Raw genomic sequence first — 19,924 nt, forward strand, 5'->3', positions numbered from 1 at the left:
ATTTGGGGCCGCCGGCTCAGGTCAACTCCACCAGCTGCGTCCGGTTGTCCGACAGGCACTCCGGGCCGTCAGGACCGAGATAGACATCGTCCTCCAGCCGGACGCCACCCCAGCCGGAAAGATAGATCCCCGGCTCGATGGTGACTACGGCGTGCCGGGGCAGTGGCGTGTCTGCCATCGGCGACAGGCGCGGAGCTTCGTGGACCTCGAGCCCGAGCCCATGTCCGAGCGAGTGTCCGAACGCCTCGCCGAACCCGCGCGCGGCGATCGCGTCCCGGGCGAGCGCATCCGCCTCGCGGCCCGTCATCCCCGGCCGGAGGCCCTCCATCGCGCGGCGCTGGGCCGTACGCACCAGCTCGTAGACCGCGCGCTGGCGCTCATCGGCCGGCGCGCCCACCACGATCGTTCGAGTAAGATCGGCGCAGTATCCGTCCACCTGCGCGCCGAAGTCAAGCAGCAGCCACTCGCCGCGCTCGACCGCCCGGGTGCTGCTCCGGGCGTGGGGCAGCGCCGACCGCGGTCCGGAGGCCACGATCGTGGGGAACGGGTGCCACTCGCTCCCCCGCCGCCGGAGCGCTGCTTCCAGCGCGGCCGCGATGTCCAGCTCGCGCTGTCCGGGGCGCACGGTCGGCAGCACTTCGGCAAGCGCGGCCTCGGCCAGCTCGGCCGCGGCGCGGATCGCCGCCACTTCGCCGGGGTCCTTGGCCGCGCGCAGCCCCTCAACCAGGCCGTTGGTGGGCACCGGGCGCCCGCGGGCGCCGTCACCGATCCGCTCGGCATCTCGGAGCGTGAGCGACTCCGCCTCGATGCCCAACGTGGTGAGATCGCCGTCGCCCAGTACGCGATTGAGCCGCTGCCACACGCTTGACGTATCGACCTCGACCAGGGCAGCGGCTCCCACTTCCGCCGGCGCCTGTTCGGCATATCTGAAATCGGTGATCAGAGTGGTATCTGCCGCCCGGACGAGAAGCAGCGCCGCCGATCCGGTGAACCCGGTCAGATATCGGACGTTCGGGAGATGGGTGACGAGCAGCGCGCACAGCCCCTCGCGCTCGAGCACGGCGCGGAGCGCGGCTTGGCGCTCCGGCCGATAGTCATGCCGCACGCAGCCGGCCCACCAGCGCGCGCAAGGCGAGCGGATAGCTCTGCGCGCCGAACCCGGTCACGACGCCGAGCGCAAGATCGCCCAGCAACGAGCGGTGCCGATCAGGCTCATTTCGGGCGAACAGGTTCGACAGATGACACTCGACGAACGGCACGCGCACGGCGAGGAAGGCATCGCGGAGTGCCAGGCTCGTGTGGGTGAACGCGGCCGCGTTGACGACCGCCCCGTCCGCCCTCCCGGCTAGCCGCTGCACGGCCTCCACCAACTCGCCCTCGTGATTGGTCTGCATCCAGTCGACGTCGACGCCGAGCTCGGCCGCCTCGCGCCGGATCAGCCGCTCGACGTCGGCGAACGCGGTCCGGCCGTAGATCTCCGGCTCACGCGTCCCCACCAGGTTGAGGTTGGGGCCGTTGAGGACGGCGATCAACATTCAGCGCTTGAGGCTTTGAAGCCAGGCGTGGAACTGATCGAGGTCGTCATCGCCGGCGCGCGCCGCGCCGGGCCGCGGGGTGCCGCCACTGCGCGCCGGACCGGCGGCTCGCTCGGGTGTCGCGGATGCACGGCCGCCAAAGAAATCGTCGAACGAGACGGCTGCGCCGGCGCCCCTCGCATCGGCCGGGTGAGGAACGGCTGGCGCGCTCGCCGGGGGGGCGTCGCCGAAGAGTGAATCGAGCGAGAGCGGATCGCCTGCGGGCCGCGTGGGCGCGCCCTCGACCGCAGACGACGCCGCCGAATCGACATGCCCCGACGGACGCTCGGCCGGCGCAGCCTGCGACGGCGGCGGGGGCCGGCGCGGCGCCGCCACGTGCGGCGGACGAGCCGCGAGCAGGGCGCGAAACAGCTCAGCCACCGACTGGCCACCGGTCTCGCGCGCGGCGTAGGTCGGGCGATGCTGCTGTGGCGGCGTCTCCCGTTCCGACAGCTCGGCGACGCGTTGGCGGAGGGCGGCGTCGTCCGGTCGCCGGCGCGCAAGCTCGCGGTAGATCACCAGCGCGTCGCCGGCGTGGCCCTGCCGAAGGTAGATCTCCGCCATCGTCTCGGTGATCACGAGCGCCGGTGCGGGTTCCTCGACAAACGCCGCGCTGTCGCCCGCGGCGACCGCGGACGGCGGCGCTGACGAGGGCGCCGCTTCGGGCGCGGTCGCTTCCGGAGCCGCCGCGACGGAAGGCGCCGCTTCCGGCGATGGCGCCTCGGTGCTCGAGCTTTCCACCGCCTGAGCCACTGCGGGCTCCCTATCGGGGCGCGGCTCGCCGTCCGCCTGTTGCTCCTCAACACCCTCGGCGTCGGTGCGCGCATCGGGAGGCGCCGCGCCGAATGCGTCGGCGCTGAGCGCCGTCGGGTCCTGTCCGTACCCGCCGATCAGGTCTTCGACCGCATTCGGCACCTGAAATTCCGATCCGCCGCCCGCGCTGAGCATGATGTCCTCGCTCCGCTCGACCCGCTCGAAAGCGAGATCATCGGAGCCGGCTTGCACCGTGGGTTCGAGCGTCTCCAGCCCCTCGGCCGCGGCGGAGGTCGTCGCGGCCAGCCCGGCGTCGGAGCCCGAAAGCTCGATCTCATTATGCTCGATTTCGGCGTGTTCCACCCCGGGCATGAACGGCTGCGACGACCACCCAGCTGCCGCGGCCATCGGCTCCTCGAGCGCAAGGGGCTCTGCGGCCGATTCCGGCACCGTTCCCTGCGCCTCACTCACCGCGGGCTCGGCCGCGAGCGGCTCAACGGCGGCGGCCTGCTCCGCTCCGGAATCGGCGGGATCGGCCGCGTGGTCGGCCGGCGCGGCCTCGACCGCCGCCGCGCCGGCGGCGAGCGGCTCCAGAGTGCCGCTCGCCTCGGCCGCCGGCGCGCGCGCCTGCGTCCGCAACCGCGCGAGCTGTTCGCGCGCATCGTCGTTGCTACGATCCACGACCAGCACGCGCTCGAGCCATGTCTCGGCTTCGTTGTAGCGCGTCTGGCGCTCCGCGATGTCGGCGAGCGCCCGGAGTGCGATCACATTTTCGCCATCCAGCTCGAGGACATGGTTGAAGGCTTGCTCAGCCGCCGCGAGGTCGTTCAGGTCCCAGTGGCAGCGCCCGAGAACGATGTTGGCGGGGATGTAATCGGGATGGCGTTCGAGCCCCGGTCGCAGAATTTCCAACGCGCGTTCCGGGTCTTTGAGCTTGCGGTGGGCCTCCGCGAGGGGAGCAAAGGTGAGGCCCTGAGGATTCTCTCGCCAACGGCTCTCGAGCTTCGCGATCTCGGTAGTCGACATCCCGGTCCCGGGCTGAGGAGTGGCGGTGGAAACAGAGGGTCTAAGTCGTTGCGGGGCTTACGGTGAGAGTAGCGAGCGGAAGTCGGCCTGTCAACTGGCCGCGGGGCTCGGCGCGCTTGAGGTTCGGCGTTGTGGCGCTTAAGCTTATGCCCCTATGATCAAATGGTTCCGGAGCGGGATCGCGCTCAAGATTGCCGGCGTGGTATTCGCCGGCCTCATGCTCATCTTCATGCTGACGGCGGTGGACTGGAGCAAGCTCACCACCGGGACGTCGGTCGGGTCGGTCAACGGTCACGCGATCGACGCGCGAGTGTACAGCCGCGCCGTGCAGCAGGCCACCGAACAGCGCCAACGGCAGACTCAGCAGAGCCTCGGCATCGACGATGACCGGGCCATCCGCAACGACGTCTGGGAAAAATTCATCACCAACGATCTCTTGCAGTCCGAGTACGCCCGCCGCGGAATTCGGGTCACGAACGACGAGATCTTCGACGCGATCCGGACCCAGCCGCTGCCGGAGTTCTATGAATTGCCCGAGTTCCAGACGGACAGCCAGTTCGACATGGCGAAGTATCAGAAGTGGCTCAGCTCCAGCGTGGCGCAGCAGTTCGTGCCCTCGATGGAAGCGCAGTATCGCGACGAGATCGAGCGCTCCAAGCTTTTCCGGGCGGTCACGGCCGACGTCTTCCTGTCCAACGCCGCGCTCTGGCAGCGCTACCGGGACCTGCACGAAACGGTGACGATCGATCTTGCCGCCATCGTGCCGCGCCAGGTGATTTCCGACTCGGCGGTGTCGGTCACGCCGGCCGAGGTCGAAGCGTACTACAAGGCGCACCAGGCGGAGCTCGCGCAGCCGCGCACCATTTTCACGAGCTATCTCGCGATCCCGCGGCTGCCCGACGCCAGCGACACCGCCGCCGCCCGCGCCCGTGCGGAAGAGCTGCGCAAGGAAATCCAGGGCGGCGCGCCGTTCGCCGATGTCGCCAAACGCGAGTCGGCTGACAGCGCATCGGCCGCGAAGGGCGGCGAGTTGGGCGAGTGGACCCGCGGGCGCTTCGACCCGAAGTTCGACTCGGTGGCGTTCTCGCTGCCGATCGGCGCGCTCTCGGAGCCGGTGCTCACCCGGTTCGGGCTCCACATCATCCAGATCGAAAGCCGCAAGGGGAACAAGGCCAAGGGCCGGCACATCCTCATCCCGATCGAGATTACCGGCGCGCACCGTGACCGGCTGGATGCCGAGGCGGACACGCTCGATCGCCTTGCGGCGGATCGGGTTGACGCCGCCGCGCTCGACACGGCGGCGCGAGCTCTGCACCTCCGCATCGGCACCTCCAAGCCGCTCACCGAGGGCGACAAGATGCGGATCGGCGTGCTTACGCTGCCGGACGCGGGCGCGTGGGCCGAGCGCGCGAAGGTGGGCCAGATCAGTCCCATCATCGAGACGCCGTTTGCGCTCTACCTCTTCCGCGTGGACAGCACCAGGCCGCCGGGCCTGCCCCGGCTGGCCCAGATCCGGGACGAGGTCACCCAGGCCGCGCGCAACCAGAAGAAACTGGGTGGCGCGCGCAAGATCGCGGACGAGTTGGTCCAGCGCATCGACCACGGCGCCACGCTGGCCCAGGCGGCTGACTCAATGAAATTGCCGCACGAGGTGATTGGACCGTTCACGCGGGTGACCTCTCCGGTGCACGATCCGGTGGTTGTGGGAACGGCGTTCGGGCTGGAGAAGGGCAAGCACAGCGGCGTCATCGCCGCCAAGGATGGGCTCTACGTGCTGCGCGTGCTGGACCACGCCAAGGCCGACTCGGCCACGTTCGTAAAGGATCTCGACAAGTTCCGGCAGCAGGCCCAGGTCGAGGCCCGCCAGGAACGGGTGCAGGTCTTCCTCGCGGGCCTTCGCAGCAAGGCGAACATCGTGGACAAGCGCGCCAAGGTCTTGCAGACGGCGCCGGGCGCCGCCGGCCCGGGCGCCTGATCCCGCCTACTGCGAAAGCCGCTTCGGCTCCCCTTGGGCTGTCGTGGGCGGCGCCTGCTGCGCCGCGCTATCGTCGAGCTGCCTCGGCGCGGTGGGCCGCTGGTCGTCCGGCGTGCCGAGCAGCGCTTCCTGGGTGTCGGTCAGACTGCGCTTGAACTCTCGGATCCCTTTGCCGATGGATGATCCGACCTCCGGCAGTCGCTTGGCTCCGAACAGGAGCAGCACGACTACCAGGATGAGCATGATTTCGGTGAAGCCGAGATTTCCCATCGGGAACTCCCCTCAAAAGAGCGATCGCGCGATCAGATAGGCCACCAGTACGCCCACCAGGCTCAGCAGCGATACGTGGAGCCCTACCGGGCCCAGCGTGAAGTTTACCACCAGCAGATCGACCGAGACAGGGCCAAACGTCGGCGTGGCCGTGCTGGTGAAAAAGCTCTTCGCCGCGCTGTCCGGCAGCCATTGTCGAAAGAATGCGGTGAGAAATCCGCCGGCGATGAAGCCGGCCACCAGGACGCCCAGGTAGAATCCCGGCCGATGGGGACCGGTGGCCATCAGCGCCGGCGCTCCAGCACGTAGCTGATGCTCGCGCGGAGCGCCTCGCGGCCGGGCGATTCGGGCAGCGCATCCAGCTCCGCATCGGCGCGCTCGCCCAACGCCTCGGCACGCCCGCGCGCGTACTCGAGGCCGCCGGCGTCGGCCACGGCCGCGATCACCTCCGCGATGAGCGGATCGGGCGGATCGGGCTCGTGGAGGAGCCGGGCCACCGAGCGGCGCGCGCGCTCGTCCATGCGCGGCAGGGCGGCGATGAGCGGCAGCGTGACCTTGTGCTCCCGAAGGTCTGACCCCGTGGGCTTTCCCATCACGGCCTCCTCCTCGGTGTAGTCGAGCAGGTCGTCCACGATCTGGAATGCCATCCCGAGTAACTCGCCGAATCGGCGGAGCGCGTCGCGCTGGGCCGCCGGCGCCCCGAGAGCACCCACCTCGGCGGCGCCGGAGAGGAGCGACGCGGTCTTGGCGCGGATGAGCAGGTCGTACTGCGGCTCGCTGAACGCGAGCGGATCGTGCGCCAGCAGTTGCCGCATCTCGCCCACCGTCATCTCGTTGGTCACCCGGCTCAGTACCCTGAGCGGCTCGAGATCGTCGAGGCGGACCAGCTCGATCACCGCCCTCGAATACAGGTAGTCGCCCATGATGACCGACACCTGATGGCTGAAGAGCGAGTTGAGCGTCGGCATGCCGCGGCGGAGCACGGAGTGGTCCACCGAGTCGTCGTGCACCAGCGTGGCGAGATGGATCAGCTCGATGACGGCCGCGAGCGTGGTAGCGTGGGGCGAGGGAACCGTCGCCGCGTCGGCCAGGAGGAGGATCGTAGGCCGGAACAGCTTGCCCTGCATCCGGAGCAGATGGGAGTTGACCTCGCGGATAAGCTCGAATTCGGCCTCGACGATCCGCCGGAGCTCGCGCTCCACCCGCTCGAGCCCCGGGCGAACGGGGGCCTGCAGCGCCGCGAGCGACGCCGGCGCCACGTGGGAGCTCACGCCCGCGCCACCCGGAGCTGCCGGACGCGGGTGTCGACGTCCATGAAGCGGATATCGACGGCGAGCGCGCGCTCGTACGCAATCAGCGCGTCGGGCGCCCGCCCCAACTCCTCGGCGGCCCGGCCGAGCCAGTAGAGCAGCCCGATCTTCGCGTCGTCCGCGCCATCGAGCGTGTCGACGGCGCGGCGAAGGACGGTTTCGGCGATGGCGAACTGCCCTTTCTCGAAGAAGGCGGTGCCGAGCGCCTCCGAGGTACGGAGCCGCCCCTCCGGCGCGCGGAGCGCCTTCTGGAATTCGGCGATGGCTTCGTCCAGCAGCCCCATCTCCTTGAAGGCGACGCCCAGATCGTAGTGGGCCTGGTAGTCGTCGGCCGCGAGGTTGCGCTCGATGCCGCGCTTGAATTCGGCCAGGGCTTCCTCGAACGCCCGCTGCTCGTCCTCGATCGGCTGGCGGCCCTCGACCCGCATGCGGGTGTCGCGCGGCTTCGCGTGCTCGTCGAGCACGAGCGAGCCCAGATCCACGAATGCACTGCCCGGTTCGGGGCCGGGCGGAGGCGCTGCAACGGCATCGGGCGGCGCGCCGGCCGGAGACGCGGCGGCGCGGCCACCGGCCCGCGCAGAGACCCGCGCATCGAGCGCAGCCAACGCCGAAAGCGCGTGCGCGTTGGCGGCGTCGTGATCGAGCACCCGGCCATAGACCGCTCGCGCCTTCTCGGTGTCGCCCCAGGTCACCAGCACATCGGCGAGGCGGAGGTATGCCTCGATGAGCCGGCCCCGGTCTCCCGAGCGGAACGCCAGCTCTACCAGCTTCTGGTAATGACCCATCACGTCGGGCTCGAGAGCGATGATCCGCTCGACGGTGTCGCTCGCCTGGTCCCACGCTTCGCGCCCCTCGTATCCCTGCGCCGCGATGCGGAACTCGTACACCGCTTCCCCCGTCGCGCCCGACTGCACCAGCGCCTCAGCGAGCGCGCGATGCGGCGCGGGGTCGTCGGGGCGGTCCGCCACCGCACGCTCGAGCGCGACGATGTCGGCGGTGCCGCCGGCCGCTGGCTCGGTCGGCGCGGAAACCGCGGGCTCGTCCGTCGCGGGCACCTCGATGAAAGTCAGATCGACGGCCCCGCCTCCGGCGACGAGCGGCTCGGCCGGAGTCTTACCGGTCGCGCCGAACTCGACCGGCTCGATCCGCTCGAACTCCGCTGCGGTTGCGGGATTGAGCTCGCCGATCGGGTCGGGCGAATCCTGCACCACCGCGGGGTCGAGCCACGGTGTGCCGAGCCCCTCGTGGTCGGGTGCCAGAGGCTCTGAATCGAGCAGCACCGGCTCCGGCTCGAGCCCGGTCGGGTCGAGCACCGTCGCTTCGAATCCGCCCAGCTCCGGCACTGATATGTCGGCCCCGGCGACCATGAGCCCATCGGGCACGAGCGGCTCCAAAGGCGTCTCGTCGACGATCCGGTCCGTCGATCGCACCGGTTCCGACGGCAGCCCGAAACCCGTATCGAGGAACACCAGACCGTTCCCCCGCGACTCGCCGGGCTCGGGCCTGCCACGGGTGTCGGCGTCAGCGGCTGCAGCACCGTGCTCGGCGCGACTGCCGGGGCCACCACCCAGCGCCTCGAGCGAGCTGGAAAGCTTTTCGAGCTGCTCCCGCGCTTCGTCGCTGCGCGATGCCGCGCGGAGCAGCTCGATCAGCATCACTCGGATGTCCTGGCTGCCGGAAAACTGATCGGCAAAGGTCTTCACCGCCGCAAACGCTTCGTCGAGCTGTCCCTGCGCGTTCATCCGCTCGATGAACTCAAGCAGATTCCGCTTGGCCTCGATGACGACGTTCTTGCGGGCGTGCAGCCGCGCCAGGTTGAGGTACGTGACCGTGCGGCCCGGGTTCACCCGGAGAATCTTGCCGCAGAGCGCGATGGCGTTGTTGAAGAAGCCCTGATCCGCGTAGAGGTCGACCGCGCGGTCGTAGTGACGCACGGCGGACGCCGTGTCGCCCACTTTGAGGTAGAGATCGCCGACCCGGTTGTAGAGCGAGAGGTCCGGCGCGGATTCCTTGCCGGCTTCGATCTGCTGAATGGCCTTGAGGTAGACGTCGATGGCCCGCCGCCAGTCCTCCTTCTGCTCAAACTTCCGCGCCGTGTCCTTAAGCTTTTCCAGAGTCATGCGGCTCGGGCTGAAAGAGGAAAAGGGGCGTGGGAATTGAACTTAGAAACATACGAACGGGTCCGGGGAGGGGCAAGCAGAGCGGCCGTCTGGGCCGCGCCCGCCCCTATCCCGGATCGAGCGTGCCCCGAGCGACGGCTGCGGCCAAGCGCTCCAGGTCGGGCCCCGGGGGCCGGTCCTCGCCGAGCGGCGTCACGGGCGGCGTGAGGCGCCGGAGCCGCTCGTAGATGCGTGCCACGCCTTCGCCAGGCGCGAGCGGCTTGAGGAACTCGAGCCCCTGCGCTGCGCACAGCAGCTCTGCCGCGACGACCAGTTGCGCGTTGGTCAGGATCCGCCGCGCCTTCACCGCGGCGGCCATGCCCATCGGCACGAAGTCCTCCTGATTCGCATCCGTCGGGATCGAGCCGATGCTCGCCGGCATGGCGAGCGCACGCGACTCGGCCACCAGCGACGCCGCCGTGATCTGCACCATCATGTAGCCGGAGCTCAGGCCCGGATCACGGGTGAGGAACGCGGGCAGGCCTTGCGAGAGGTCGGGGTTCACCAACCGCTCCACCCGCCGCTCGGCGAGCGCTTGCAGCGTCGTGAGGGCGATCGCCAAGAAATCGAGCGCCTGCGCCACCGGCTGACCGTGAAAGTTGCCGCCGGAGATTACCTCGCCATCCTCGAAGACGAGCGGGTTGTCGGTCGAGGCGTTGAGCTCGATCGTGGCGGTCGCATGGGCAAACCGGATCGCGTCGGCCACGGCGCCGAGCACCTGCGGCGCGCAACGCACGCTGTAGGCGTCCTGCACCCGCGGATCGTTCTCCCGATGGGACTCGCGGATCTCGCTCCGCTCGAGCAGCCGTCGCATGAGCGCCGCGGCGGCGCGCTGGCCCTCGTGCGGCCGGGCATCATGGATCCGCGGGTCGAGCGGCGCCGGGGTGCCGCGGAGCGCTTCGAGACTCATCGCCGCGGCCCCGACCGCCGTTCTCCAGAGCACGCCTGCGTCGTGCACCAGCAGCGCGAGCATCGACGTCTGGGCCTGCGTGCCATTGATGAACGCCAGTCCCTCCTTCGGGGCAAATCGGAACGGCGCAAGCCCGGCGGCGGCCAGCGCGGGTCCGGACGGCTGCCGACTCTGCCCCGGGCCCAGCACCTGCCACTCGCCCATCAGCGCGAGCGCCACGTGGCTGAGCGGTGCCAGATCTCCGCTCGCACCCACGCTCCCCTGCTCCGGCACCACGGGAAGGAGCCCGGCATTGAGCATCGCAACGAGCGCGTCCACCAGCGCGGGCCGCACACCGCTCGTGGGACGGAGCAGCACGTTGGCGCGCAGCAGCATTAGGCCCCGCACCACGTCGGCCGGTAACGGTGCGCCCACGCCCGCGGCGTGGCTCCGGATCAGATTCGCCTGGAGCTGGTCGAGCTGGTCGCCGGGAATTCGGACGTTGGCGAGCTTGCCGAAGCCGGTATTGATGCCGTACATCGTGCGGCCGCTCGCGATGGAGCGCTCCACCACGGCGCGGCTTTGGTCGAGGCGTGCCCGCGCCGGGGGGTCCACGGAAATGCGGACGGCCGGATCGCGGGCCACGCGCACGACATCGTCGAGGCCGAGGGAGCGGCCATCGAGCAGGCAGATTGGGTCCGGCATGGCCCGAATCTCCCCGGGTCCCCGCCCGGGCACAAGGCGGGCGCCGCGCGTCAGTGCGATTTCGCGACGGTGCGTAGCTCCGGGTCGCCGGGATCGGTCTGGAACGACCAGTCCATGATGAGAAAAGTCTGGCCCACGTGCGTCGTCCGCACCGCGCCGAAGCGGGCAAAGGCGTCGGGCCCGGCCATCTGGAAGACGTAGCCGAAACCGGGCAGCGCCTGGAGGCCGCCGCGCGCGAAGCCGCTGACGGGAGCAACGTCGATGCTCGTGAGATCCGCGACCGGCATGCTCGAGTAGAGGGCGACGGTCGTGGTCGGGATCACGGGGGTGAGGAAGAGCGCGCCCGTGCCGTCCCGCTCTACCGAGAAGTCGATCGCGGGGTCCGAGCCGTTGCGCACGAGGCCCAGCTCGGCCGGCTGCACGATGCCATCACCGTTCTGATCGTCCCAGAACCGGAACCCGCTCCCCGCGTCCTGGGCCTGGCGGGCGAAGAGCGCGACATTGCGCGCGTCCGGTCGCGGCGTGTCATTGCGGGGCGCCGAGCGGGCGCTTTCCGCCTGTCCCACGCTCACGGACGACACCGAGAAGCAGAGCGGAACGCCGTTGGCCAGCGCGCCGACGAGGAACTCGGGTGCGACGGTGCTGCCCTCGAACTGCCACTGGGTGCCGCACACCAGGTTGTCGAGGTCGAATCCGGTGCTGTAGATCCGGTAGTTCTGGAACTGGTTCGGGTTGGCGGCGAACGCGTTGTCATCCCACATGAGGGCCACCTGCCCGTCGAGCGAGGTGCTCACGAGGCCGGTCGGCACCGGCGGTGCGGCGCCGTTCGGGCCCGTCCCGCCGTTGTTCGATGAGCACGCCGACGCGACGATCGCTCCGGCAAGAAGCCACCAGCCACGCATAAGCAACTCCTGACCATGAGGGAAGACGGCAGCCGCGCGCCGGATTGCACGGGCCGTGCCAGCCCGCGGCATCAGCGCTCGATGGTCGCCTGGTTGTAGTCGAACTTGAGCTCCGGCAGAGCCACGAGGAAGATCGAAAAGTAGAGCGCCACGTTCCCGTTGGCGTTCCGGGTGAAGTTGAACGCCGCCCGCCAGTCGTGCAGCTCGCGCTGGAGCTGGATGGTGTTCGACTCGAATCGGTGGTCGGTAAGATTATACTGCGCCGCCCACGCAAGCGACCAGAACCGGGTGGGCGAAAACGCGGTGCTGAAGCCGAGATTCTTGGTTGACACCGGATTGGGGTTGAGCGTCGTCGGCCGGGTCCGATTGAGCGTAAAGTGGAACTGGATGGCGAAAGGCTGATGGCTCAGATCGGTCTGATTCGCGCTGAAAAACGTCGTGGTGCGATTGCCCTCACTCTGGTACACCTCCTGACCCGGCGTCACCGGCCCGTACCCCGATTCAGGCGCGTGGCGCCGGCCCAGCCCGAAGATCGAGCCGATCGCGCGGAACGTGCCGCCCGAGAGGGTAAAGTTGGTCTGCAGGCTCGTGAGGAACGGATCGAACGTCGCGGTGTCGCTCGATGCGGCGCCGCGCCAGAGATCGTGGGTGATGAGCAGGCTGAAATTGGGCAGCAGATCGGTGAGGAAGCTGTTGGTGATCGACTGCGTGGTCCAACCGCGGAATCCCGGCTTCTTGGCCTGCTCGAAATCGTAGGAGATCGGGCTCGTGGTGATGGTGAGCAGCCGGAGTTTGCGCGCGCTGGTGCCGCTCGTGTCGCCCGGCGACGGCTTGGTCTTGCCCTCGAACGTATTCGCCATCCCGAAGCTCACCGTCTCGACCGGGTCCACCCGAAGCTGCAGCGGCTGGCCCGGAAGCGCGATGGCCCGCGCGAACTCCTCCGAGACCGTGGCCGCGGGCGAATAGCTGAATGAAATGCTCGGCGCGAAGCTGTGCCGGATACGCTGCAGCGGACCGAAGCCGGGGTAGAACGCGAACAGCGTGGGCGTCGAGCTGAGGGCGAAATTGAGCTTTTTGCCCTGCGCGACGAACGCGCCGCCCGTGTTCCGGTTCCGGACGGCGAACGCCTGCCCCGTCTTGTTCGTGATGTTGACGCTCGGCACCACGCGCCAGCTACGGGGAAAGAGCACTGGCAGCGAGAAGCCGGTCTGCCAGTCGAAGGTGGTGGAGAAGTCGCCGGGGAACACGCGGGAGATGGTGACCGAGTCGCCCGACGCGGGCGCCAGGGGGTCGGGGTTCACGAAGCGAACCGCCTGGCGGCCGGTTGTGCGCTGGTCCACGAAGATCACACTGTTGTCCAGATTGAATGAGCCGATCCGGAACGGCGTCGTGAAGTTGATCGACGTCATCCGGCTCGAGCCGAGCTGCGGTATGGCCTGGATGCCGCCGGCGCCGGCCACCTGGAGGTCGGCGAGCGGCGTGTTGGCGGTGAGGTCGTTCTTGAGCGTGAATCCCGGCGACCAGGTGATGTTGCTCCCGATGTCGAGCGGTTGGGGCGAGATCGTGAGCGCCGGCAGCTCGGTGCTCGAGCTGTTGTTCGAGAGGTCCTGGCGACGGTTACCGCCAAGATTGACCTTACCCCATCGATAGCTCTTGGTGAAATTGAACGAGCTGCTGATCTGCTGCGTGTTCCGCAGCGGGTCGAGCGCGTTGTCCCGCACGACGAACGAGTTGCTCACGTAGTTTGCGTTGAAGTTGAGGCTCGTCGTCAGATTGAACTGCTGCTGGTGACTCCAGCTCAGGTTGGTCGCGGCGCCGCCGCCGTTCTGCAGCTGCCGGCTCACCTCGAAGGAGCCCGACAGGAACCGGTCGAGCACGTTGTAGTTCGTGCTCACGCCGAACTGCACGTACCGATGGGAAAACCAGTCGAGCCGCGCGGTGACGTCGAGGTAGTCGTTCGTGGCCCAGTAATAGCCGATGTTGGAGATCTGGCGGTTGTACGACCGCGATGGCCGGACGATGTCACTGAACCCGAACTGCGGCACCAGAATGCCGGAATGGCGCCCGGGGCGGATATCCTGGTAGATGAAGGGCAGCCAGAGGATCGGCACGTCACGGATGTAGAGCACGATCGAGCGCGCGGCAAGGCTCTTGTCGGCGACCCACTTGATCTTCCGGGCGGCGAAATGATAATGCGGCGTCGGAAGATCGCAGCTCGTGAGCTCGCTCTTCGCCGCGTAGATCCGCCGGGCGCTCGAGTCAGCCGCGACGTTGCCGCGGAGAAACCAGACGGTCGATCCCGTCGAGAACGTGGTGCGCGCGCCCTTGATGATGCCGCGCCGGGTGCACGTGTTGTAGGCGATGCCGCCGCCCACCAGCACCTGCCCCTTGGCGAACAGCTTCGGCTCGCCGGAAGCCTCGAGCACGCAGCTCCCCTGGGTATAGGTGATCGTGTCGGCCTCGAGCGTGATGTCCCGCTGCTCGGCGAGCGCCTTGCCGATGAGCTCGATCCGGTGCTCGTCCGGGTGGAGCACGGCCGAGTCGGCGGCAAAGCGGGTGGCCTTGTAGCCGGAGCGTTGCAGCAACTGCGAAAGCACGGAATCGGGTGTGGGAAACGAGCGCGAGGGCCCGGTGGGGAGCCCCAGTATGCGGGCGGTGGCGGTGTCGAGCGGCTGCGCGGGCCCCACCTGCCCGACGCTGAGACCTCGGCCAGGCTGCGCGCCCGGAATCAACCCGCCAAGGCCGCCGCCGGGCTGCTGCGGCACCTGGGCCCACGCAGCCGAAGCGGCGACCGCCAGCGCGATCACCGCCCCAAGGCCTCCCCGCGTGCGGCCCTTCATTGCGCCGGCAGCGGCGCCGGGCTCAGCGCCCGAGCGCCTTCAGTCGATCGCGCGCGAGCGCGGCTTCATCGGACCGCGGATACTTCTGGATCACCCGCTGATACGCGTCCCGGGCCGCGCCATTGTCTTTCCGGCGCTCCGCGAGGAGGCCCAGGTTGTACAGCGCCGCGGAGGCCCGCGGCGACTGCGGGTGGCTCTGAACGACAAGGTTGTAGTAGTACGCGGCCGAATCCGGATTTTCCGCCGCAAAGCTCTGGCCCATGAAGTAGAGCGCGTCGGGCACCCGCTCGCTGGTTGGATACGACTGGAGCAACTGGCGCAACCCGGTGCGGGCCGTCGCCGTGCTGCCCCGGCGGAGCTGCGCCACCGACGCCTCGTACATCTGGTCGGCCGAGGCAGCCGTCGCGGCGCCGCCGGGGGCAGTCGGCTGGGTGCTGTCGGTCGGGGCGCCCGTTGCGCCCGGCGGGGCGCCGGCCTTCGACGCGGCGATCTGGTCGGCGCGCTGGTCGAGTTGCGTGCGCAGCTCGGTGAGCCGCCGCTGGCTCTGGCCGGTGAGCTCCTGGAGCTGGAGCAACTGCTGCTGCACGTTGTAGAGGTCCTGCTGCGTGTCACCCTTGAGGGTCCGCACCGCCATCCGTGTGGCCTCGAGCGAGTCCATGATCCGCTGTTGCGTTCGGATGATTTCGGAGAGCCGCGCCGCCCGCGCCGAGTCCTGACGCGCGGTCTGCGCGCGGAGCTGCGCCACCTCGTCCTGCACCTGCCGCACGTCGCTCGGAGAGGCGCAGGCCGCTCCGGCGACGATGACGGCAAGCAGCGCCCAACCAGCGCGCATTACTGCGGCGCCACCAGTTGGTCGCCGCCCGCGGTGACCTCGAAGTCGTCGCGGCGATTCTTGGCCCATGCGTCCTCCGTGTGGCCCGGATCGAGCGGCCGCTCTTCGCCGTACGAAACGACGTCGAGGCGCGCACCGTCCACGCCCTTGCTCGTGAGATAGCGTTTGGCGGCCGCCGCACGGCGATTGCCGAGCGCAAGGTTGTACTCGTCGCTGCCGCGCTCGTCGGCGTTGCCCGCGATGCGCAGGGTGAGACCCGGATTCGCGGCGAGGATCGCGGCCTTCCGGTCGAGGTTGGACTGGTCCGCCGGGCGGATGTCGGCCTTGTCAAAGTCGAAGTTGATCGTCGACGTGACGTCGGCCCGAAGCGCCCGCATCCGCTCCATCGCCTCATTCGCCATCCGTGCGGAGTCGGCGTTCGGGCCGGGCGGAGGCGGCGGCGGCGGTGTCGGCGCGGGGGCCGGAGCCGGGGCCGGCTCGGGTGCGGGCTGCTCCGGCGCGGGCTTCTTACCGCAGGCGGCCAGGACACCAGCCGCGACCAGGACGCTCAACAACGAGGAGACGCGCATCGTCACTCCTGCATCAGGGTTTGGGGGCGAGCGCGGCCCCGGCCAGCCGGCGGGACCACGAAGGGAGCCGGGCGCGGCCCGGCGTTTTCAGTTGGCGCACTCGGCCGGTTTCGCTGTCGATCACCCAGAGTTGCCGTTGGCCGCTCCGGTCGGAAACGAAGGCGACGTGTCGTGCGTCGGGCGCCCAGGTCGGATCCTCGTTGCGGCCCGACGACGTGAGCTGCCGCAGATTGCGCCCGGCAACCGTGAGCACGAAGAGCTGGGGGGTGCCCGAAACTTCGCGATGAAAGACTACCGATGACCCATCGGGGGACCATTCGGGCGCGTTCGAGCTCCCGGAGGACCCGAAGTCGAACGGTGCGAACAGCTCCTGATCCGTGCCGTCGGCCGCCATCACGTACACCTGCGGCGGCCCCGATCGGGTGGAGATGAAGGCGATCCGTTGCCCGTCTGGAGAAAAGGTCGGACTTAAGTTGTCCGCGAAGCCCCCCACGGTCAAGCGCTGCGCACAGCAGTGCTTGGCCACGTCGGCGACGAACACGTTCGTCCCCCGCTCGTCGGAATGGGCGTACGCCACCGATCGGCCGTCGGGCGAGAACGCTGGCGTGATGTTGAGCGCCGTCTCGGTGCCGGGCACCTGCACCGCCTCGCCCGTCGCAATCGTCTGCACGAACACGCCGCCGCGCCCGCCGGCAAACCGGGTGTACGCGAAGCTCCGGTTGTCGGGCGACCAGACTGGCGAGAGCGCGGTACGCCCCTCGGGAGTGAGTGGGCGCATGCCAAACCCGTCGCTGTCGACCTGGTAAACCCGGCCGTTCATGACGAGGAGGATGCGCGTCGCCGCGATGCCGGGGATACCGGTTGCCCAACGCGCAACCTCGTCACTCAGCACGTGCACCGCGAGGCGGAAGTTGGCGTCGGACGGCGGCGGCAGCGTGACGCTCGTCTGGTTGCGGAGCGTGGAGCTGGCGACGTCGTGCAGCCGGGCGGTGACCCGGGTGCCTTCGTCCACCAGCTCGAGGGCAAACGTGGCGCCGAGCGTCTTGTACAGCCCGTAGTTGAGCGGACCCGCCGGCGCCGCATCGCCTGCGGTGCCCGGCGTCCCGAGATTGATCATCTCGAACCGATCGCTGAAATCCAGGTCGCGCTGCACGATGGCCCGCACCGAATCGATGCCCGTCCCGGGAACCACCACGAGACCGGGCCGCGTGCCCGGCGTGTAGTTGATCCCCACCCGGACACCTTCCCTCGCCTGCGTCGTGTCCTGCGCGGCGGCGGGGGCAGGGAGCGCAAGCGCTGCCACCCAGCAAGCGGTCACCGCCGCGCCGATGGCCGTCGTGCGTCGCGTTGTCACTCGTGTCATTGAGGCCTTGGCGTGAAGTAGAAATCAACCGGCAGCACGTCCGCCGGATAGCCGTCGGGGAGCGGGCCGAACGCCTTGGCGTTGCCCGCCGCCTCGATCGCGCCCTGGGCGTCGAGGTCAAAGGCGAAGTTGCCGGACGATCGGATGAACTTGATTTCGCGCACCGATCCGTCCCGGAGAATGAGGAAGCTCACCTCCGCCGTGAGCGCCGCGCTCCCGGAGGGGCGCTCCCATCGCCGATACACCTGGCCCACGATGTTGCGCAGGTACTCGGGGTAGGCGAACTCGAGCCCCGGCGTCTTCACCGTCGCCACGTCGGTGCCGGTGCTCGGCGTCTCGCCGGGGAGCGGCGGCTCGGGCGCGCGGGTCTTGGGCGGCGGCTCCTGCTTTTCCTTTGGCGGTTCAGGCGGCGGCTTGGGCTCGAGCTTCGGTGCCTTCACCTTCTTCTCTGGCGCCTTGAGCGGAACCGCCTTTTCCGCGGGGGGCGTAGGAATGGCTTCCGGCGCGGCCCGCTTGAGCTGCGGGTCGGGTGCCGGCGCGGCGACCAGCTCCACCGCATAGGCCGGCGGCAACGCCTCCGGCGGTTTCGCCGCGCCGACGAGCGCGGCGATCAGCGCCGCGTGCAGCGCCGCCGTACCGACCAGCCCCACCGCTACGCCCGGCCGATCCTTCCTGACGGGCGTCCGCGTCCTCACGGTTCCGACTCGTCCGCCGCGACGAGCCCGACGTTCTGCACGCCGGAAGTTCGAATCACGGCGAGCACGCGGACGACATCACCGTACGGGACCCGGGTGTCCGCCTGCAGATACACGCCGCTCGGCTTCCGCGTCGCGACCAGCGCGCGGAAGGTGGTGCGAAAGTCACGGTACGACACCGCCGTGTTGTCCACGTAGATCTTACCGTCGCGGCTCACGGAGATGACCATGCCTTCCTTGGCCGTGAGGGGGCGGGCTTCGGCGCGCGGCAGCTCCACTTCGACGCCGCCCTGCATGATGGGCGCAGCGATCATGAAGATGATCAGCAGCACGAAGGCGACGTCGACCAGCGAGGTGACGTTGATGTCGGCGTTGAGCGGCAGCTCGCCGCGCTGGCTGCCGAGTCCGCCCCCCAGGCTTGCCGCCATTTAGACCAGCCCCTCGCGCGCCATGGTCCCGACCAGCTCGTTGGCAAACCCTTCGAGCTCGCCGGCGAAGAGCCGCACCCGGTTCACGTAGAGGTTGTATGCGATCACCGCCGGGATTGCCGCCGCGAGGCCGGCCACCGTCGTGACCAGCGCCTCCGCCACGCCCGGGGCCACGGCCGAAATGTTGCCCGAGCCACGCGAGGCGATCCCGATGAACGCGTCCATCACACCGAGCACGGTGCCGAGGAGGCCCAGGAGCGGGCTCACCGACCCGATGGTGGCGAGCCATGGCACGAAGTGTCCCATGAGGTCGCGTTCAGCCGCGACCTCCTTCCCGAGCACCATCTTGAGCGCCTCGAGCTGGGTGCCTGTCAACGCATGCTGCTGACCGGCGCGGTCGTCCCGGAGCGCGCCGGGACGCAGCTCGGAGTAGAAGGTCACCGCCTCGCGGAAGAGCCGCGTGTAGGGCGAGGGCGGCTGCTTCATGACCGCGTGATAGGCCTCCTGCAGTCGGGTCGACCGTTCCATTTCGGAGAAGAAACGATCGGCCTGCCGGTTGAGCCGCCGGAACTGCCACCATTTCGCGATGATGATGAACCATGACACCAGCGAGAAGAGCGCGGTGATGGCGAGGACGATCTTCGTTTCCGTGCTCGAGACAAGAACCAGGTCCCACGATGAGCGGGGGATCGAGAGTGGAGCTTGCAGCATCACCGCGGGACCTCCTTGAACCACTCGACGAGTTGCATGAGGCCGTCCTCGAACCGGTATTCGGGCCGCCAGCCGAGCCCCCGGCCCGCCTTGGTCACATCGAGCACGCTCCGGAGCAGCTCACCGGGGCGCGCGGCGGCGAACTCGAGCGGCACCCGCCGCCCCATCACGCCCATCACCGACTCGGCCAGCTCGAGCACGTTGCGCTCGCGCGTGGTGGCGACGTTGAACGCGCGCGCATCGATGCCGTCGCCGGCGGGGACCGGACAGGTGCTCGCGAGCACGTTGGCGCGCGCCACGTCGCGCACGAAGACGTAGTCGCGGGTCTGCAGACCGTCGCCGAACACGGTGAGCGGCTTACCATCGAGAATGCGCGACACGAAGATCGACACCACCCCGGCCTCGGACTTGGGGTCCTGGCGCGGTCCGAACACGTTCGAGTATCGCATCGCGATCCCGTCGAACCCGCGGAGCGCACCGAGCGCGCGCAGGTAGTGCTCGCCGGCAAGCTTGCTCACCCCGTAGGGGGACACCGGCCGCTTGCCGTCGGTTTCGGGCGTCGGAAACACGTTGGTCTCGCCGTACACCACGCCGCCGCTCGACGCGAACACGACCCGGCGCACGCCGCCCTCGCTCGCGCCCTCGAGCAGGTTCACGAAGCCGACGAGATTGATGTGGGCGTCGTACGCGGGGCGGTCCACCGAAATGCGGACGTCGATCTGCGCGGCATGGTGGTTGAGCACGTCGAACCGCCCCTCGGCCAGCGTGCGGCGCGCCTCGGGCGATCGGATGTCGGCGCGGACGAAGCACACCCCCTTCGGCACGTTGCGCTCGTGCCCGCGGGAGAGGTCGTCGAGCACCGTGACCTCCCACCCGTCTGCGAGGTACGCCTCGGCGATGTGCGATCCGATGAACCCGGCACC

Annotated in this window: 17 protein-coding genes and 1 pseudogene; 1 reads left to right on the forward strand and 17 read right to left on the reverse strand. The window is 69.2% G+C overall.

Translation table 11 applies throughout. The features are described 5' to 3' along the window. Positions 1-16: 16 nt before the first annotated feature. From VFW66_05495 to VFW66_05505, 3 genes are read right to left on the reverse strand one after another with little or no spacing between them, the layout of a single operon-like run. On the reverse strand, positions 17-1,105 hold the full coding sequence (locus tag VFW66_05495) for an aminopeptidase P family protein (protein ID HEX5386134.1): 1,089 nt from the start codon (positions 1,103-1,105) through the stop codon (positions 17-19). After that, complete coding sequence (locus VFW66_05500; protein HEX5386135.1) at positions 1,095-1,535, reverse strand: type II 3-dehydroquinate dehydratase; 441 nt, start codon at positions 1,533-1,535, stop codon at positions 1,095-1,097. Before VFW66_05500 ends, VFW66_05495 begins: the two co-directional genes overlap by 11 nt. Beyond that, positions 1,536-3,353 (reverse strand): tetratricopeptide repeat protein, encoded by a 1,818-nt coding sequence (locus tag VFW66_05505; GenBank protein ID HEX5386136.1) that lies wholly within the window; start codon positions 3,351-3,353, stop codon positions 1,536-1,538. Between the two features lie 154 nt (positions 3,354-3,507). Here VFW66_05505 and VFW66_05510 point away from each other — a divergent pair, with 154 nt between their 5' ends. Next, positions 3,508-5,328 carry a peptidylprolyl isomerase gene (locus tag VFW66_05510; GenBank protein ID HEX5386137.1) on the forward strand — a complete coding sequence of 607 codons (1,821 nt, stop codon included), beginning with the start codon at positions 3,508-3,510 and terminating at the stop codon, positions 5,326-5,328. Between the two features lie 123 nt (positions 5,329-5,451). Here the strand turns inward: VFW66_05510 and VFW66_05515 are convergent. The 14 genes and pseudogenes from VFW66_05515 to VFW66_05580 form a co-directional block, all read right to left on the reverse strand. Next, positions 5,452-5,598: pseudogene (locus tag VFW66_05515) on the reverse strand (twin-arginine translocase TatA/TatE family subunit). 12 nt (positions 5,599-5,610) lie between these two features. Further along, positions 5,611-5,883: a DUF4321 domain-containing protein gene (locus VFW66_05520; GenBank protein HEX5386138.1), complete on the reverse strand. Its 273-nt coding sequence runs from the start codon at positions 5,881-5,883 to the stop codon at positions 5,611-5,613. After that, entirely contained in the window at positions 5,883-6,869 is a 987-nt protein-coding gene (locus VFW66_05525; protein ID HEX5386139.1) for a polyprenyl synthetase family protein, read from the reverse strand. Before VFW66_05525 ends, VFW66_05520 begins: the two co-directional genes overlap by 1 nt. Then, positions 6,866-9,028 (reverse strand): tetratricopeptide repeat protein, encoded by a 2,163-nt coding sequence (locus VFW66_05530; protein HEX5386140.1) that lies wholly within the window; start codon positions 9,026-9,028, stop codon positions 6,866-6,868. Before VFW66_05530 ends, VFW66_05525 begins: the two co-directional genes overlap by 4 nt. Before the next feature lie 106 nt (positions 9,029-9,134). Continuing rightward, positions 9,135-10,661: a histidine ammonia-lyase gene (hutH, locus tag VFW66_05535; GenBank protein HEX5386141.1), complete on the reverse strand. Its 1,527-nt coding sequence runs from the start codon at positions 10,659-10,661 to the stop codon at positions 9,135-9,137. A 50-nt stretch (positions 10,662-10,711) separates the two neighbouring features. Continuing rightward, positions 10,712-11,563, reverse strand: a complete 852-nt coding sequence (locus VFW66_05540; GenBank protein ID HEX5386142.1) for a hypothetical protein — start codon at positions 11,561-11,563, stop codon at positions 10,712-10,714. A gap of 71 nt (positions 11,564-11,634) precedes the next feature. Next, on the reverse strand, positions 11,635-14,370 hold the full coding sequence (locus VFW66_05545) for a putative LPS assembly protein LptD (protein ID HEX5386143.1): 2,736 nt from the start codon (positions 14,368-14,370) through the stop codon (positions 11,635-11,637). A 55-nt stretch (positions 14,371-14,425) separates the two neighbouring features. Then, entirely contained in the window at positions 14,426-15,235 is an 810-nt protein-coding gene (locus VFW66_05550; GenBank protein HEX5386144.1) for a tetratricopeptide repeat protein, read from the reverse strand. After that, on the reverse strand, positions 15,235-15,804 hold the full coding sequence (gene pal / locus VFW66_05555) for a peptidoglycan-associated lipoprotein Pal (GenBank protein ID HEX5386145.1): 570 nt from the start codon (positions 15,802-15,804) through the stop codon (positions 15,235-15,237). The genes VFW66_05550 and pal overlap by 1 nt, the downstream gene beginning before the upstream one ends. Positions 15,805-15,817: 13 nt before the next feature. Beyond that, a complete protein-coding gene (locus VFW66_05560) occupies positions 15,818-17,167 on the reverse strand; it encodes a hypothetical protein (protein HEX5386146.1) in 1,350 nt (449 codons plus the stop codon). Next, entirely contained in the window at positions 17,164-17,862 is a 699-nt protein-coding gene (locus tag VFW66_05565) for a TonB C-terminal domain-containing protein (protein HEX5386147.1), read from the reverse strand. Before VFW66_05565 ends, VFW66_05560 begins: the two co-directional genes overlap by 4 nt. Then, a complete protein-coding gene (locus VFW66_05570) occupies positions 17,859-18,290 on the reverse strand; it encodes a biopolymer transporter ExbD (GenBank protein ID HEX5386148.1) in 432 nt (143 codons plus the stop codon). The genes VFW66_05565 and VFW66_05570 overlap by 4 nt, the downstream gene beginning before the upstream one ends. Beyond that, entirely contained in the window at positions 18,291-19,001 is a 711-nt protein-coding gene (locus VFW66_05575) for a MotA/TolQ/ExbB proton channel family protein (protein ID HEX5386149.1), read from the reverse strand. Beyond that, on the reverse strand, positions 19,001-19,924 hold a 924-nt coding region (locus VFW66_05580; protein ID HEX5386150.1), incomplete at its 5' end, for an NAD-dependent epimerase/dehydratase family protein. The genes VFW66_05580 and VFW66_05575, both read right to left, overlap by 1 nt.

This window comes from Gemmatimonadales bacterium, from assembly GCA_036279355.1.
Lineage (GTDB): Bacteria > Gemmatimonadota > Gemmatimonadetes > Gemmatimonadales > GWC2-71-9 > DASQPE01.

What these genes read in the sequence shown, in the direction of transcription:
- VFW66_05500 (HEX5386135.1), bottom strand. Translation starts at nt 1,535, where the DNA reads ATGTTGATCGCCGTCCTCAACGGCCCCAACCTCAACCTGGTGGGGACG.
- VFW66_05560 (HEX5386146.1), bottom strand. Translation starts at nt 17,167, where the DNA reads ATGACACGAGTGACAACGCGACGCACGACGGCCATCGGCGCGGCGGTG.
- VFW66_05520 (HEX5386138.1), bottom strand. Translation starts at nt 5,883, where the DNA reads ATGGCCACCGGTCCCCATCGGCCGGGATTCTACCTGGGCGTCCTGGTG.
- VFW66_05550 (HEX5386144.1), bottom strand. Translation starts at nt 15,235, where the DNA reads ATGCGCGCTGGTTGGGCGCTGCTTGCCGTCATCGTCGCCGGAGCGGCC.
- hutH (HEX5386141.1), bottom strand. Translation starts at nt 10,661, where the DNA reads ATGCCGGACCCAATCTGCCTGCTCGATGGCCGCTCCCTCGGCCTCGAC.
- pal (HEX5386145.1), bottom strand. Translation starts at nt 15,804, where the DNA reads ATGCGCGTCTCCTCGTTGTTGAGCGTCCTGGTCGCGGCTGGTGTCCTG.
- VFW66_05575 (HEX5386149.1), bottom strand. Translation starts at nt 19,001, where the DNA reads ATGCTGCAAGCTCCACTCTCGATCCCCCGCTCATCGTGGGACCTGGTT.
- VFW66_05530 (HEX5386140.1), bottom strand. Translation starts at nt 9,028, where the DNA reads ATGACTCTGGAAAAGCTTAAGGACACGGCGCGGAAGTTTGAGCAGAAG.
- VFW66_05505 (HEX5386136.1), bottom strand. Translation starts at nt 3,353, where the DNA reads ATGTCGACTACCGAGATCGCGAAGCTCGAGAGCCGTTGGCGAGAGAAT.
- VFW66_05570 (HEX5386148.1), bottom strand. Translation starts at nt 18,290, where the DNA reads ATGGCGGCAAGCCTGGGGGGCGGACTCGGCAGCCAGCGCGGCGAGCTG.
- VFW66_05540 (HEX5386142.1), bottom strand. Translation starts at nt 11,563, where the DNA reads ATGCGTGGCTGGTGGCTTCTTGCCGGAGCGATCGTCGCGTCGGCGTGC.
- VFW66_05510 (HEX5386137.1), top strand. Translation starts at nt 3,508, where the DNA reads ATGATCAAATGGTTCCGGAGCGGGATCGCGCTCAAGATTGCCGGCGTG.